Origin of the sequence: Sulfurimonas indica, from assembly GCF_009192995.1 — a bacterium.
GTDB classification, from domain to species: domain Bacteria; phylum Campylobacterota; class Campylobacteria; order Campylobacterales; family Sulfurimonadaceae; genus Sulfurimonas; species Sulfurimonas indica.
This window is the reverse complement of the sequence record NZ_SDID01000001.1, coordinates 65,431-79,340: the sequence shown is the minus strand read 5'-3', so window position 1 is coordinate 79,340 and position 13,910 is coordinate 65,431. Positions and strand designations below refer to the sequence as shown.

15 protein-coding genes are annotated in these 13,910 nt (G+C 38.0%); 5 read left to right on the top strand and 10 right to left on the bottom strand.

The features are described from left to right. Window positions 1–8: 8 nt before the first annotated feature. Genes ES948_RS00475 through folD form a run of 5 tightly spaced genes read right to left on the bottom strand, consistent with a single transcriptional unit; the run spans window position 9 to window position 3,115 of the window. On the bottom strand, window positions 9–341 hold the full coding sequence (locus ES948_RS00475) for a hypothetical protein (protein WP_152182957.1): 333 nt from the start codon (window positions 339–341) through the stop codon (window positions 9–11). A gap of 2 nt (window positions 342–343) precedes the next feature. Next, the gene (gene rpiB / locus ES948_RS00470) at window positions 344–775 is read right to left on the bottom strand and encodes a ribose 5-phosphate isomerase B (protein WP_152182956.1); all 432 of its coding nucleotides are present in this window, start codon (window positions 773–775) and stop codon (window positions 344–346) included. 9 nt (window positions 776–784) lie between these two features. Next, window positions 785–1,462: a site-2 protease family protein gene (locus tag ES948_RS00465; protein ID WP_152182955.1), complete on the bottom strand. Its 678-nt coding sequence runs from the start codon at window positions 1,460–1,462 to the stop codon at window positions 785–787. Beyond that, window positions 1,449–2,258, bottom strand: a complete 810-nt coding sequence (gene lepB, locus ES948_RS00460) for a signal peptidase I (protein ID WP_152182954.1) — start codon at window positions 2,256–2,258, stop codon at window positions 1,449–1,451. The genes ES948_RS00465 and lepB overlap by 14 nt, the downstream gene beginning before the upstream one ends. Continuing rightward, window positions 2,258–3,115, bottom strand: a complete 858-nt coding sequence (folD, locus tag ES948_RS00455) for a bifunctional methylenetetrahydrofolate dehydrogenase/methenyltetrahydrofolate cyclohydrolase FolD (RefSeq protein WP_152182953.1) — start codon at window positions 3,113–3,115, stop codon at window positions 2,258–2,260. The genes lepB and folD overlap by 1 nt, the downstream gene beginning before the upstream one ends. A gap of 60 nt (window positions 3,116–3,175) precedes the next feature. On the opposite strand from folD, the gene ES948_RS00450 reads away from it, so the two are divergent. Together ES948_RS00450 and ES948_RS00445 are read left to right on the top strand one after the other, a co-directional pair. After that, window positions 3,176–3,526, top strand: coding sequence for a c-type cytochrome (locus ES948_RS00450; protein WP_152182952.1), 351 nt, complete (start codon window positions 3,176–3,178; stop codon window positions 3,524–3,526). Continuing rightward, window positions 3,516–4,442 (top strand): HpcH/HpaI aldolase/citrate lyase family protein, encoded by a 927-nt coding sequence (locus tag ES948_RS00445; protein ID WP_152182951.1) that lies wholly within the window; start codon window positions 3,516–3,518, stop codon window positions 4,440–4,442. Before ES948_RS00450 ends, ES948_RS00445 begins: the two co-directional genes overlap by 11 nt. 1 nt (window position 4,443) lies before the next feature. Here the strand turns inward: ES948_RS00445 and ES948_RS00440 are convergent, their stop codons facing one another. The 4 genes from ES948_RS00440 to ES948_RS00425 form a co-directional block, all read right to left on the bottom strand. Next, entirely contained in the window at window positions 4,444–5,742 is a 1,299-nt protein-coding gene (locus ES948_RS00440; RefSeq protein WP_152182950.1) for a TolC family protein, read from the bottom strand. Next, entirely contained in the window at window positions 5,743–8,889 is a 3,147-nt protein-coding gene (locus tag ES948_RS00435) for an efflux RND transporter permease subunit (protein ID WP_152182949.1), read from the bottom strand. It lies immediately after the preceding gene. Between the two features lie 3 nt (window positions 8,890–8,892). Beyond that, entirely contained in the window at window positions 8,893–10,059 is a 1,167-nt protein-coding gene (locus tag ES948_RS00430; RefSeq protein ID WP_152182948.1) for an efflux RND transporter periplasmic adaptor subunit, read from the bottom strand. A gap of 62 nt (window positions 10,060–10,121) precedes the next feature. After that, entirely contained in the window at window positions 10,122–11,006 is an 885-nt protein-coding gene (locus ES948_RS00425) for an energy transducer TonB family protein (protein WP_246153784.1), read from the bottom strand. A gap of 111 nt (window positions 11,007–11,117) precedes the next feature. Between ES948_RS00425 and hemL the strand changes: the two genes are divergently transcribed. From hemL to ES948_RS00410, 3 genes are read left to right on the top strand one after another with little or no spacing between them, the layout of a single operon-like run. Continuing rightward, the gene (gene hemL / locus ES948_RS00420; protein ID WP_152182946.1) at window positions 11,118–12,410 is read left to right on the top strand and encodes a glutamate-1-semialdehyde 2,1-aminomutase; all 1,293 of its coding nucleotides are present in this window, start codon (window positions 11,118–11,120) and stop codon (window positions 12,408–12,410) included. Then, window positions 12,403–12,732 carry an AtpZ/AtpI family protein gene (locus tag ES948_RS00415; RefSeq protein WP_152182945.1) on the top strand — a complete coding sequence of 110 codons (330 nt, stop codon included), beginning with the start codon at window positions 12,403–12,405 and terminating at the stop codon, window positions 12,730–12,732. The genes hemL and ES948_RS00415 overlap by 8 nt, the downstream gene beginning before the upstream one ends. Then, window positions 12,716–13,222, top strand: coding sequence for a hypothetical protein (locus ES948_RS00410; RefSeq protein WP_188109405.1), 507 nt, complete (start codon window positions 12,716–12,718; stop codon window positions 13,220–13,222). Before ES948_RS00415 ends, ES948_RS00410 begins: the two co-directional genes overlap by 17 nt. Here the strand turns inward: ES948_RS00410 and ES948_RS00405 are convergent. Further along, window positions 13,219–13,905 (bottom strand): hypothetical protein, encoded by a 687-nt coding sequence (locus ES948_RS00405; RefSeq protein WP_152182944.1) that lies wholly within the window; start codon window positions 13,903–13,905, stop codon window positions 13,219–13,221. The genes ES948_RS00410 and ES948_RS00405 overlap by 4 nt on opposite strands. Window positions 13,906–13,910 lie beyond the last annotated feature (5 nt).

Here is a 13,910-nt window from a genome sequence, read left to right as displayed (position 1 = left end):
TTTCTTCCTTAGAGTAGGGCATCAATTCTGCTCTCTAATGCTTTTATTTTGGCATTGAGACGATCAACTTCTTGTCTATGTTTAGAGTTTCTCTGTTTAAGTACTTTAAGTTCATTTCTAAGTTTGGTCAGCTCTTCTGTTAAAATATCAACATTCCCAAGTGCACGTTGGAGTTGAATCTGATATTTACGAATGAGTATCTCAGCCTCTTGAAGCGTGAGCTTCATCAGATCATTACTTCTTTGTTCTTTGTTTGTAATACTTTTAAAGTAAAACATCTTTACAAAGAGATAGATTGAGACAATTGAGAGAAGTGTTAAAAGCGACCATTCCCAAAACATACTTAAATTGCCTCTATCTTCTCGACTCTTTGAATGTGGCGTCCACCCTCAAAGCCATTTGTAAGCCATGCATCAATGATGGACTCAGCAACACCCTTTCCTACAATGCGTTCACCAAAGCAAAGAATATTTGCATCATTATGTTCACGTGCGACCATCGCCGTATAGGCATCGTGGCAAAGTGCAGCACGAATGCCTGCATGACGGTTCGCTGCCATGCTCATACCAATTCCGCTACCACAGATTAAAATCCCTTGAGACTCTTTATCCGCTAGTACTGCAGTTGCCACTTTATGTGCATAGTCAGGGTAGTCAACTCTATCTTTTGTATAAGGGCCAAAATCTTCTACCTCATGGCCTTTTGCACGTAACAGCTCAACAGTCCAGTCCTTAAGCTCAATTCCGGCATGGTCTGTTCCAATATAAAATTTCATTCTCTCTCCTTATGATAGTAATAGACTAATAATAAACTGTACGGGCATAAACAGCACGTATTGACTGAGTGGTGTCATTAAAAGAACAAGTACAATAATCATACCATATCTGTCATATTTATAGTAAAACTCTGCAATAGAGTTTATTTTGTATTTTAACGCAAGATGCATTAAAAAGTGCCCACCGTCAAACTGTGGAATAGGAAGTAGATTGAAAACTCCCAGTACAATATTGATAATAAGCAGTTGATAGATAAAAATATAGAAAAATATATAGAATAATGAGTCTGCACTTGTTGGTGCGCTCATTGCTGTAAGCCCAATAGCTACAAAAGCTCCAAGTGTAAAGTTGTAAACAATTCCTGCTAAATCCACTTGTATGGCAGCATTGTAGCCACCACGCTGGATAACTTTGTACATATCAATCGGTACAGGTTTGGCCCAACCAAATAAAAATCCACCTCCACTACCCATAAGCAGTGGTAAAAAGTAGAGTGCCGCAGGGACAATGATAGTACCAACCAGATCGATATGAGAAAGTGGGTTAATAGTAAGACGTCCTGCATTTTTAGCCGTTGAGTCACCATACATATAGGCAACCCAACCATGCATAATCTCATGACCGATAATGGCAATAGCAAGTGCTAAAATAGCACCTGCAATTTTGAATATATCAAGTAATTCCATAATACTCTTTGTATTCTCTTTCTCTTTCTTGAATCGCTTTTTTCAGGTAAGGTTCTTGTTCTAGATCCATAGGAGTTTTACCCACTCTGTCCCATCTTATCTTCCAGTTCTTATCAATTGAGAAGTAGATAAACCATGGTGTACCCTCAATGTTCTCGTACGGAACGGAACCCCAAAAACGGCTGTCATTAGAGTGGTCACGATTATCACCCATCATAAAGTAGTGATCTTTTTCTACTTTGATAGGGTTCATGTAGAAGATAGGAATTGGAAAATTTCCATCATTGATGATCTTTGCATCATGATGAATACCTGGATGCTTTTTCATATAAGGGTTTTTCACCCAGAGTTTTCCTGCAAAAAGTGCTATTTCATAACCTTTGTAGTGTTCTTTAATCCACTCATCACCTTCATGGAAGTGGATAAAAAGATTTTTCTCTGCTACGAAAAGTTCATCATCAGGTAGAGCAACACAGCGTTTTACAAAGTGCTGTTTGATATTGCCAGGATAGCGAAAAATGACAATATCGCCACGTTTTGGAGTGTCACCATTAAGAATTTTAAGCTCTTTGCTCCATGGAATGACAGGAATCTCTAAAAATGGGATATACGGCATAGGGATTCCGTAAGCAAACTTCTTTGCAAAAAGATGGTCTCCAATGAGTAAAGAGTCTTTCATACTGCCACTAGGAATTCGAAATGCCTGTGCAACAAAGAAGATGATGAAAAGGACAATGATAATGGTCCCTGTCCATGAGTTAGACCATTTGTATGCTTTATGTAAAAAGTTCTTCATTAAGCATTCTTATCTGCATGTAATTTTGCCGCTTTTAGAGTGTTGCTCAAAAGCATTGCAATTGTCATCGGTCCGACACCACCAGGGACAGGTGTAATATAAGAGCATTTTGGTGCAACATTTTCAAAATCGACATCACCGACTAGCTTACCGTTCTCTGTACGATTGATTCCGATATCTATGATGATAGCATCCTCTTTTAGCATATCTTCTTTAATGAGGTTGATAACACCAACACCTACAAAAATGATGTCTGCTTGAAGTGTATGCTTTTTGAGATCATCTGTAAAGATATGGCAGATCTCAACGGTTGCATCTGTATTTAAAAGCAGTGATGCCATAGGTTTTCCTACAATGTTTGAAGCTCCAACTACACAGCAGTTTTTACCCTTTACGTCGATGTTATACTCAGCTAAAAGCTCCATTACACCAAGTGGAGTACATGGAACAAAACCATCAAGGTTTGTAACGAGACGCCCAACATTGTATGGATGGAATCCATCAACATCTTTACTAGGATCAACCAACTCTAAAATTTTTGTAGTATCAATTTGTGGAGGAAGAGGGAGTTGTACCAAGATACCGTCAATGTTTGGATTTTGATTCATCATTGTGATAGTGTTTTCAATTGCTTCTTGTGAGATATCTTCAGGCATCTCATGTGTTACAGAGTAAAAACCAACACGGTCACATGCTTTTTTCTTCATATTTACATAAGCTGCACTTGCAGGGTCCTGTCCGACTAAAATTACTGCTAAACCAGGTGTTCTTCCTGTGTTTTCTTTTAATTTAACAACTTCAGAAGCAACATTTTTTTCTATTTTTTGCGCAAGAGCTTTACCATCAAGAATCTGCATTTAAACCTCATAAATAATATTTTTGATATTATACCTTTTTAAAATAATATTAGGCTAATAATGAAATATATTCTCTTTTTACTTTTAAGTATACCTCTTTTTGCCACAAGCAGTTTTATTACACAGTCTGAATATGCAGAACAACTCTATAAAAATCCACGGGGTATTGCATGTGGGCTCTGTCATGGCAAGAACGGTGAAGGAAAGATCATTGCAAACTATGTCCATAAAAAGAAAAAAAAGAGCTTTATCGGCCCGAAGATAAACAACATCAAATACACAGAGTTCTATAAGGCGCTCACGACACGAAAAAAAGGAATGCCTCGTTATTATCTAACTCCAAAAGAGATAGAAGCACTCTATTTTTATCTGCATGAAAATGATGCAAAAAGGGCAAAAGATGTTCAATGAGATAGAAAAAGCATATGAAGCAAGAGATTTAACTGCTTTGGATGCATTGGCAAAACCGACATTCAGAGAACAAAACAGAAGTAAAAGGTTCACAGCACCATTGATGCTCTCAGCAAATAAGATAAAACATCTTAAAAAGATAGAGTCTTTAGAGTGTGATGCAGTAATCTTGAATCTTGAAGATGGTGTCTCACAGGAGGAGAAACCTTTTGCACTTGTTTTGGCAGCTATCTTTTTAAGCAGGCTCAAAAAATGTGACAAAAAGCTTATAGTACGAGTGAATGCCCTTGATGAAGGAGGCTATGAAGAGATAACCTACTTAAATCAGTTTATGCCTGATGCTATTCGTGTACCAAAGATTAAAAATGAGAAAGAGGTACGGGATATTCTACATCTTTTAAATGATGATATAGAACTGCATCTCTCCATCGAGACAGCTGAGGCTTGGCATAATCTCTCCACTTTGGCAGTCAATAAAAGAGTAACAAGTTTTTATCTCGGCATATTGGATCTTTTTACTGATATGGGACTGCCTCAGAGCATTATCACACTTGAGAATCCGACAATGCACTATATGCTTTCACATTTTCTCATTAGCTCACGTGCTATGGGTGTCAAACCTGTCTCCTTTGTTTTTCAGGAGTACCAGGACCTGGATACATTTGAAAAATGGCTTGAGCTTGAACAGAGTATGGGCTATGATGCAAAAGGATGTATCTCTCCAAAACAGGTGGATTTAGCGAGAAAAACATTTGTCAATAAAGAAGAAGAGATAAAAAGAGCGCAGGTCATTGTCAAACTTTTTGAAATGCATAGAGATGAGAGAATAACCGGTTTTAGTGATGAAGAGTATGGGTTTATTGATGAGCCCATCTACAAAGGGGCTCTAAAACTGCTCGAGAGTGAAGGGAAATAACTTACATCCCTATCACATTATACATTCTTGCCAAAGCATCATAGTAGTTGTAATAGTCAATTACCAAAGATGATTTTGCATCGATGTAGCTTTGACGTGCCTGTTGGAGTTCAATATAGTCAGAAAGACCATTCGCATAACGTTTTTGTGCCTGATTAAACTTCTCTATGGAAGCTCGTAGGAGTGCTTCTGAGAGTTCTACTCTGTCTTTTGATTCATTGAGATTGAGATAGGCCTCTGTTACATCTTTTTTTATCTGCAGTTTTAAAAACTCCAGCTTTGCCTCTGATATCTGTTCCTGTATGCGCTTTTCTTCAATGTTGGCACTGCTTGAACCACCTTGGTATAGATTCCAGTCAAGGTTTACAAGTGCTTGCCATTGTGTTTGTGGAAGAATTGTTTTTGGATCACTCAGTTCTTGTCTTGTGTAGTTTACACTTGCATAGAGTGATGGAAAATATTCTGATTGTGCTGTACGTATATTTTGGCTTGATGCTTTGAGTGTAGAGCTAAGCTGTTTTATGCTGTATCTGTGTTCATAAGCATAGGCAACCGAGTCTTTTAAATCCATATCATAAGGTGTCAGCGTTGCAAAGATATCATCAAGATTAAGCTTTTGTTCTTGGATGACATACGGTGTTTCAATATCTGTAATACCAATAACCTTATCAAGGTTCCCATACGCAAGTTTTCTTTTATAGTGGACTTTTTTGAGATCTATCTGTGCTTGGATAACATTGACTTTTGCATCAGAGATATCAATTTTTGTTCGGATACCTGCTGCATAGTATTTCTTTGCACGATAGAGTTGTGATTCGTTAAGTTTGAGATTCTCTTGCGCAACGTTCATGAGTGCCATTGCTCGCAGTACATCATAGTAAGCACTTTTTACTTCTCTGATCTTATCAGATATGCTTTGTAGATTGTTCATACTGTAAGACTCTTGCATATATTTTGAACTCTCAAAACTGCCACCGGTCTTTCCAAAATCATAAATGAGCTGTTTGAGTGAAACAGTTCCCATAAGCAGTGTTTCTTGCTGTTTATAATTTGGAAAGATTGGAATGTCTCCTGAAGATATCTCTCCGGCAGCTGCGTGAATATCTACTTTTGGCAGATAGTAACCAAACATCTTGTCTGTTCGTTTGCGTGAAGCTTCATACTCTTTCATCTTGATTTGTAAATCTGGAGACTTCTCTAGTGCCTGCTTTATAAGCTGATCAAGATTATAGACCTCTTTTGCCTGTAATGATGCAACTATGAAAAGAAGCAGTATAGCTTTTATGACAGTAAATTTCATTTAAAGTGACTCCCTTCTTGCTATTTCATCTTCAATACTGACAAATTTCTCACGCATCGTCTCCAAAAGTACATAAAGAACTGGAACTATGAGTGTTGATATGAAAGTGGCAGCTATCATACCAAACATCAAAACAACACCGATAGATATCTGTGTAATCGCACCGGCACCTGTTGCAAAAGCAAGTGGAAAGATACCGAATAAAAATGACAAAATCGTCATCATGATGGCACGAAAACGGAGTTTTCCTGCATTGATAGCTGCCTCAGTAATGTTGTTGCCTTTCTCACGCAGCTCTTTTGCAAACTCGACAATAAGAATAGCATTTTTGGCAGCAAGAGCTACAAGCAGCACTAGTCCAACCTGTGCAAAGGTATTGAGTGGGATGCCCATGAAAATCAGCCCTGCAACGGCACCTGCGATTACCATAGGCACGGAGAGTAAAATCATCAGCGGTAATATCCAACTTTCATACTGGGCTGCGAGTACCAAAAATACAACAAGTGTTACAAATATGACGACATAAATCTGTGCATTGCCTGCGAGTTTTTCCTGATAACTCATTCCTGACCATTCGTAACCATAGGTGGATGGCAAGACTCTTTGTGCAATCTCTTCCATCGCCTGCATCGCTTCACCTGAAGAGTAGCCAGATGCTGCTTCACCATTTATCTGAATACTTCTGTACATATTATAATGAGAAAGATTTTGTGGACCTATAATCTCTTTTACTTCAATCAGAGCGTTCAGCGGCACCATTTTATTGTTGATGTTTTTTACAAAGAGCTTATCGATATCCTCTTTTGCACTTCTGTACTCTTTGTCAGCTTGAACAAAGACACGGAAAACCTTACCAAACTTTGTAAAATCATTCACATATACAGAACCAAGATAGATCTGCATCGTCGTAAAGAGGTCTGATATATTGACACCTAAAGCATTGGCCTTTTCTCTGTCGATTTTAATATCATACATTGGGTAGTTACTTGAGAAGGTTGTATAGGCATAAGCAATTCGAGGATCTTTGTAAGCTTCTTTTATGATCTCATCTGCATAATGTTTTAAGTTGGTTATATCTCCTGAGAGATAATCCTGCAGTCTAAAATCAAATCCGCCAACTGCACCGATGCCAGGAATTCCCGGAAGATTAAATGCTGCAATATTTGCATCATTTATATCCATAGTAATTTTTTTAATTTTAAAAATAATGGCATCAACACTTTGGTTGGGTTTTGTTCTCTCTTTCCAGTCTTTTAAAGATACAAACATGGCAACTGAAGAGCTGTCAAGTGAAGATGTAATGATATTATATCCATCTACGATGATAACGTTTTCAATCTCATCTATAGTATAGAGTCTTTTTTCTACAATTTTTCTCAGCTTTGTGGTTTGTGAGAGGGAGGTTCCCGGCTTTAAATTGACAGATACAATACATACCCCTTTATCTTCTGAAGGTACAAATCCTGTAGGAATAAGTGTAAAAAGATAATAGGTTAGATAAAAAATTCCAACGATCAAGCCAAGCATAATGTAGCGAATTTTGATGAAAAAGGTAATGATTACTTTATATTTATTGGTAATCTTGTCAAAAATATCGTCGAATTTTTGGAAGAAGATAAACTTCTTTTCGCCTTTTTTTCTTCTTTTGATAATGATAGAGCTCAGTGCCGGTGAGAGGGTCAGTGCATTGAGCGAAGAGATCATTACAGAAAAAGAGATAGTCAGGGCAAACTGTTGATAGAGAGAACCAGTGATACCCGGAAGCATAGAAACAGGCACAAAAACAGCAACTAAAACAAGAGTTGTTGAGATAATCGGACCAATAAGCTCAATCATTGCTTTTTTGACAACCTGAGGGACTGTTAAATCAGGCTCTTTTTCTAAAATGACCTCAACATTTTCAACAACCAAGATAACATCATCAACAACAATACCAATGGCCAAGATAAGTCCAAAAAGTGTTAAGAAGTTGATGGAAAAGCCGTTTGCTAAATACATAATGGCAAAAGTACCAATCAGTGAAACCGGTATAGCAACAGAAGCGATAACTGTAGGTCTCCAAGATCCCAAAAATATAAAGATGATGAGAATTACAAGACCAACTGCCATAAAAAGATTGGTTACAACATTGTTAATAGCCACTTTGACATATTTTGTTGTATCGTATGGTACATTCCAGTGAACTCCATCAGGAAAGCGACGCTCAAGTCGCTCCATCGTCTCTTGAAGCTTTTCTCTAATCTCAAGGGCATTTGCATCACCTAGTTGATATACACCGATAAGACCAGCCGGTTTTTTATCTGATATGGCATTCCAATCATAACTCTCACTTCCCAAGATAACACGTGAGACATCACTAAGGTAGACTAAAGAGCCATCATCTTTGCGTTTGAGTACGATATCTTTAAACTCTTTAACATCAGAGAGACGACCTTCTGTTGTAAGGGTAAATTCCTGTTTTTGATTGTCATATGTTGGCATACCCCCAATTTTACCGATGGAAGCCTGCTTGTTTTGGCTCTTAATGGCATTGATTACATCCATAGGAGTAAGAGCGAGGGCTTTTATCTTGTCAGGATTGAGCCAAACACGGATAGAGTACTTTTTCTCTCCCATATTTTCAGCTTTACCAACACCTGGGATACGCTTGATTTCATCAAGAACATTGATATTTACGAAGTTAGATAAAAAAGCTGCATCATACCTCTCATCTCCGGTAATTGTAATAAGACAGACAATAGAAGGGCTTTTCTTATCAACAATAACACCCTGTGCGACAACCTCTGGAGGCAAAGATGCAGTGGCAGTGGCAACTTTGTTCTGTACATCAACTGCACCAATATCGATGTCATAACCAGGTTGAAAGTAGACATTAATGTTCGCACGACCATTTGATGTAGAAGATGAATCCATATAGATAACACCTTTGATTCCATTGAGTTTATCTTCAAGAACACGGGTAACGGTATCTTCAACCACATAGGCATTGGCACCTGTATAAGTAGCACTTACACTGACAGTAGGAGGCGCAACATCCGGATATTCTGAAATTGGTAGAATTTTGAGTGAGACAAGACCGGCTATAATGATGATCAGAGAGATGACAATGGCTAAAATAGGCCGTTTTATAAAAGTTACTGAAAACATTTGTTATCTCTTTTTTGGAATCAGATTGTTTTTTTCTAAAATTGCATTAATACCTTCTTCTTTTGTCGCATCAAGTGCTTCAACTTTTCTGCCTGGTTTTAGTTTCATAAATGCTGAGATGATAACTCTGTCTCCATCTTTTAGGCCTTTTTCTATACTGACATAGTAGCGATTTGAATAACCGGTGCTAATGTCAGCTCTTTTTATAGTGGAGTTATTGTCCACAATATAAACATATTTTCCAAGTTGGTCATTAAAAATTACTTCGGGTGGAATCATTTTAAACTTATGCTGGTCTGTGATGAATACATTGACATATACAAAGGTACCAGGAAGGATTTTTCCTTCTTGGTTGTTAATTGTTGCTCTCATTGTAATCGTGGATGTAAGTGGGTCCACAATATTGTCTGAAAAGTCTACATATCCATCAAGACGAATGTTCCCTAAAGAACTCTCAACCTCAATAAAAGCATCAGGATTCTGTTTGTCACGGTATTTTTGCATAACTCTGACATCATTTTGAGAAGGGGAGAAGTAAGCATAAATCGGATCAATACGCATGATGGTGGTCAGCAGTGTTGACTCACCTTGACCTACAAGGTTGCCAACATCGATCATTCTTGCACTTACGCGTCCAGAGATTGGGGATCTTATGATTGTGTAGTCAAGTTGTATTTTCGCTTCTTTTATCTTTGCTTTGTCACCCTCTATGGCAGCTTTTAAAGAGGCAAGTTTTGCCTGATACTGTTCAAGTGTAGCCCGAGGAGCAAGCCCCTCTTTTACAAGTGGTGTATATCTTGCAACATCGGCTCTTGCCAGTGCGAGCGCTGCTTCATCCTGTGCCTTTTGTGCTTTTGCGGCATTAAGTGCAGCGATATACTGGTCTTGTTCGATCTTAAAGAGCTTTTGTCCTTTTTTTACAGTTTGACCATCCTGAAAATAGACTTTTTCCAAAACACCAGATACACGAGCACGTACTTCCTGGTGTGAACTTGCTTTTGTCTTTCCCGTAAAACGTGTCCAGATAGGCACGCTTTTCGTTTCAATGGTAATTGTTTTTACTTTAAGAGGAGGGAGCTCTTGTTTCTTTGTCTGTGTTGCTTCTTGGGAACAACTGCTTAGAAGCAGAACCGTAGCTATGAACAGGGATGAAAGAGTTTTTCTAGTCATTAAAAAGTAACCTTATAGGAGTAATTATGTTATTATAGCCCAATTCCTCTTTTTTTAAGTTATTAATATCTGGCTAAATTATAAAATACATTGTAGCGAATAAGTGTTGTCTCTTTTGGACGTGGGTATCTGCTGTATGCATACTCTATCGTCTCTTTTGTTGTGTCATCTAAGATATAGTAACCACTTTTTGAGAGAAACTTAAAATCTGTCATATCACCGTTTGGATGAAGTTTAAACTCTATAACATTATGTCTGTTAACATTTAAGTCTCTGGGAATATTAACCCGTGCTACACGGATAAGTACCTGCTGTGTGATACGGCGCATAATCTCTTGATTATCCAAGATATATTGCTGTTGCCCAGGTGAGAGTTTTCCAAACTCTTCTCCATAAAGCTCTTTGATATCTTGGGAGATACTGCTGCCGTTTTGTGTAGACTTTTTCTTTGTCTTACTCTCTTTTTCAGAGACATCTTCATAGAGCCATGCAAGTGCTTCTTTTTTCTTTGGCTCTTTTTTGACAGGTTTTGTAATATTATGATCTTTTTTCTCTGCTAAAAGTGGAATGTATGGCTTTTGAGGCGGTAAAGGTTCTACTTTAGGCTTTGGCGGCTTTTTCTTCGTTACTTTTTTAGGCTTGTTGAGTTTTGGTTTTTTAACAGGTTTGCTTGGTTCGTACTTGACAGCTTTTACAATTTTTTTCAGTTGTGAGCCTTTTGGCATCGGCGGTGCTATTTTTGGCTCGGGAATTTTTTTCTTTGTCAGACCGGATTTTTTGTGCTTAATAGGCATCTCTTTAAGTGAGATTTTTATCTTTTTCTCTTGAGGCTTTAGCTGTTTAGTTGTCGTTGAAAGTGTAGCAAAGAGAATCCACAGCAGTAAAAAGAGTACTAAGTGAATGAGTAAGGCAACAAAAAGAGCAAAGGTAGATCTATTCACAAGCATCCATAATGATTTATTTTCAAGATTATAACAAATCAATATTAACGTAACGTTGGATATAATTAGAAATATAGACTTCTACAAGAAGTTCTAATATCATCTATAAGGTTTTTAATGAATACAGAAGCATCAAAAAAAGCGTTTAATGAAGCACAGGAATTGATTCCGGGGGGTGTTGATTCACCGGTTCGTGCATTTAAAAGTGTAGGGGGAACACCTATTTTTATCGCAGCAGGTGAAGGTGGATATCTTCAAGATATTGATGGAAACAAATATGTGGACTTCGTACAGTCTTGGGGACCGCTTATCTTTGGGCATCGTGATGAGACGATTGAAAATGCTGTTATAGATGCTGTGAAGCATGGTTTGAGTTTTGGAGCACCGACATTAGCAGAGACCGAGCTTGCAAAGCTCGTAGTTGATCTGTTCGATTCAATTGACAAAGTTCGTTTTGTAAGTAGTGGAACAGAGGCTGTAATGAGTGCTATTCGTCTTGCTCGTGGATTTACAGGACGTGATGATATTGTAAAGTTTACGGGGTGTTATCACGGACACTCTGATTCGCTTTTAGTTGAAGCCGGAAGTGGTGCTGCAACATTTGGAAACCCAAGTAGTCCAGGTGTGCCGGCTGACTTTACAAAACATACACTCTTGGCAGAGTATAACAACATTGAAAGCGTGAAGCAGTGTTTTGCAGACTCAAACGATATCGCTTGTGTAATCATCGAGCCGATTGCCGGTAATATGGGACTGGTACCTGCAGATAAAGAGTTCTTACATGAGCTGCGTGAGCTTTGTGATGCCAATGGAGCACTGCTTATCTTTGATGAGGTGATGAGTGGTTTTCGTGCAACACTGCATGGGGCTGAGAGTATTACGGGTGTAAAACCTGACCTTGTAACGCTTGGCAAAGTTATTGGTGGCGGTATGCCGGTTGGTGCTTTTGGAGGTCGTCGTGACATCATGGCAAAACTCTCTCCTGAAGGTCCGGTTTATCAAGCAGGAACACTCTCTGGAAATCCAGTTGCAATGGCAGCAGGATATGCAGCACTGACAAAGCTCAAGCAGAATGCAAAAATCATCGATGTTTTAAACACTCGTGCAAAGAGACTTGTAGAAGGTATGCGTGAGGCTGCAGGTGAGCATGGTATTGCAATGCAGATAGATACACGTGGGTCTATGTTTGGGTTTTTCTTCAATGAAAATCCGGTCAAAAACTTTCATGATGCAACAACATGTGATGCAGAACTATTTGCGAAGTTTCATGCAGGAATGCTTGATGAAGGTTTCTACTTCGCCTGCTCACTTTATGAGACAGGTTTCATCTCAACTGCTACAACAGATACTATGATTGAAGATACTATTGAAGCAAGTAAGCGAGTATTTAAGGCAATAACAAATGGCTGAGAATGAACAAGAGGAACACAAGCCTCGTGTAAAACCTATTATAGAAGCAGCAGACAGCCTCTCTTTAGGAATCTCCATGGTTGTTGCTGTCATCATTGGTGTTGGAATAGGGTGGCTTTTAAAAAATGTTACAGGTGTAGCGTGGACTTTTTGGATAGGTGTATTCATTGGAATTGCAGCAGCGATTTTAAATGTTTACAAGGCCTACTCAAAGCAGTACAAAGAGTTCGAGGAGCTCTCCAAGCAGCCTCGTTATGCTATCAAGAAAAAGATAGATGATGATGAAGATGATGATGAGGATTATGGTGAAAAAAGCTATTAGTCTATTTGTAATTCTTCAGGCTGTCATCTTGATCTCTTACTTTTTTTCATCAAAAGTATTTGCTAATGTTGAGACAGCCTTTTTATCTGCACTTTTTATCATCATAGGCGCTTCGTATGCTTACAAAAGAATGGTTTTGGCAAAAGTAGAATCTGGTGAGTATGTAGAGGAGAGAGATCTCCTTGACAAAATAGAAGACCCTCATGAACTGTATGATGATATAGAGATAAATGATGCTCCACCAGAAGAGTTAAACCTTAAAGAGATAGTCAAAGAAGAAAAAGCAAAAGTCAAACCGCTCAATGTGAAAAATATGAAGTATGGTGTAAAGGGTGGGATTTCACTCTTTCGACTTGTTCCGTATCTTTTTTTAGTTCTTGGATTTATCGCACTCAAAAACAATAATATTTTGGAGTTATGGTATTATCTGCCATCTCTTTTTATAGGTATTATAGCAGGCTCTTTCATCTCAAAAGAGATTTTTGCTTAAGAAGTTATCATCGGAAGGTTGATGGTAACTTGTTTATCGTTGATATCGATATAGAAGTTACTGTTTTTGGCAAGAATTTCCAGTTCATTTGCTCTGTTTTCATCTGAATGCTCTGCTTTTACAGCAATAGAGAAGATACTGTATTTTTTATCTTCAAATTTAATATGCTCCCCAATTCTGAAAAATACTCTTGTTAGTATCGTATCATTGGCTTTAAAGTACTCATAAATTTTATTAAGCAGTTTTATGAGATTGTTCGAGTTTACAATAACATCAGGAATGGTCGGGTCAAAATCTTTTTTAAATAAAATATCAGAGTTGATGGAGTTTGTAGCAATACAAAGATCGATGATAGTAAAGATATTTGTAAGTTCACCATTTGGTTTTGTAGTATTGAGTTTGTATGATGGAGCCTGATAGAGCTTTATTCCGATCTGTTCTTCATCTTCGTAGCCGACAGTAAGACCAAAGAATTTGTAACGGCCATACTCTAGTTCAATAAATGTTGTCTTAAAACCAAAGTTGATACTTGCATAGGTTTTTGCTAGTTCAAAGAGTTCATGTGCAGTAGTGGAGCCTAGTAAGAATTGTGCTTCAGAGTTAAGTGAAACTATCTTTCCGTTACTGTTAAAGAGTATGAAAGGGTTGTAGTCATACTCTATCCACTGCTGCTCTAGTGTCATTTGCG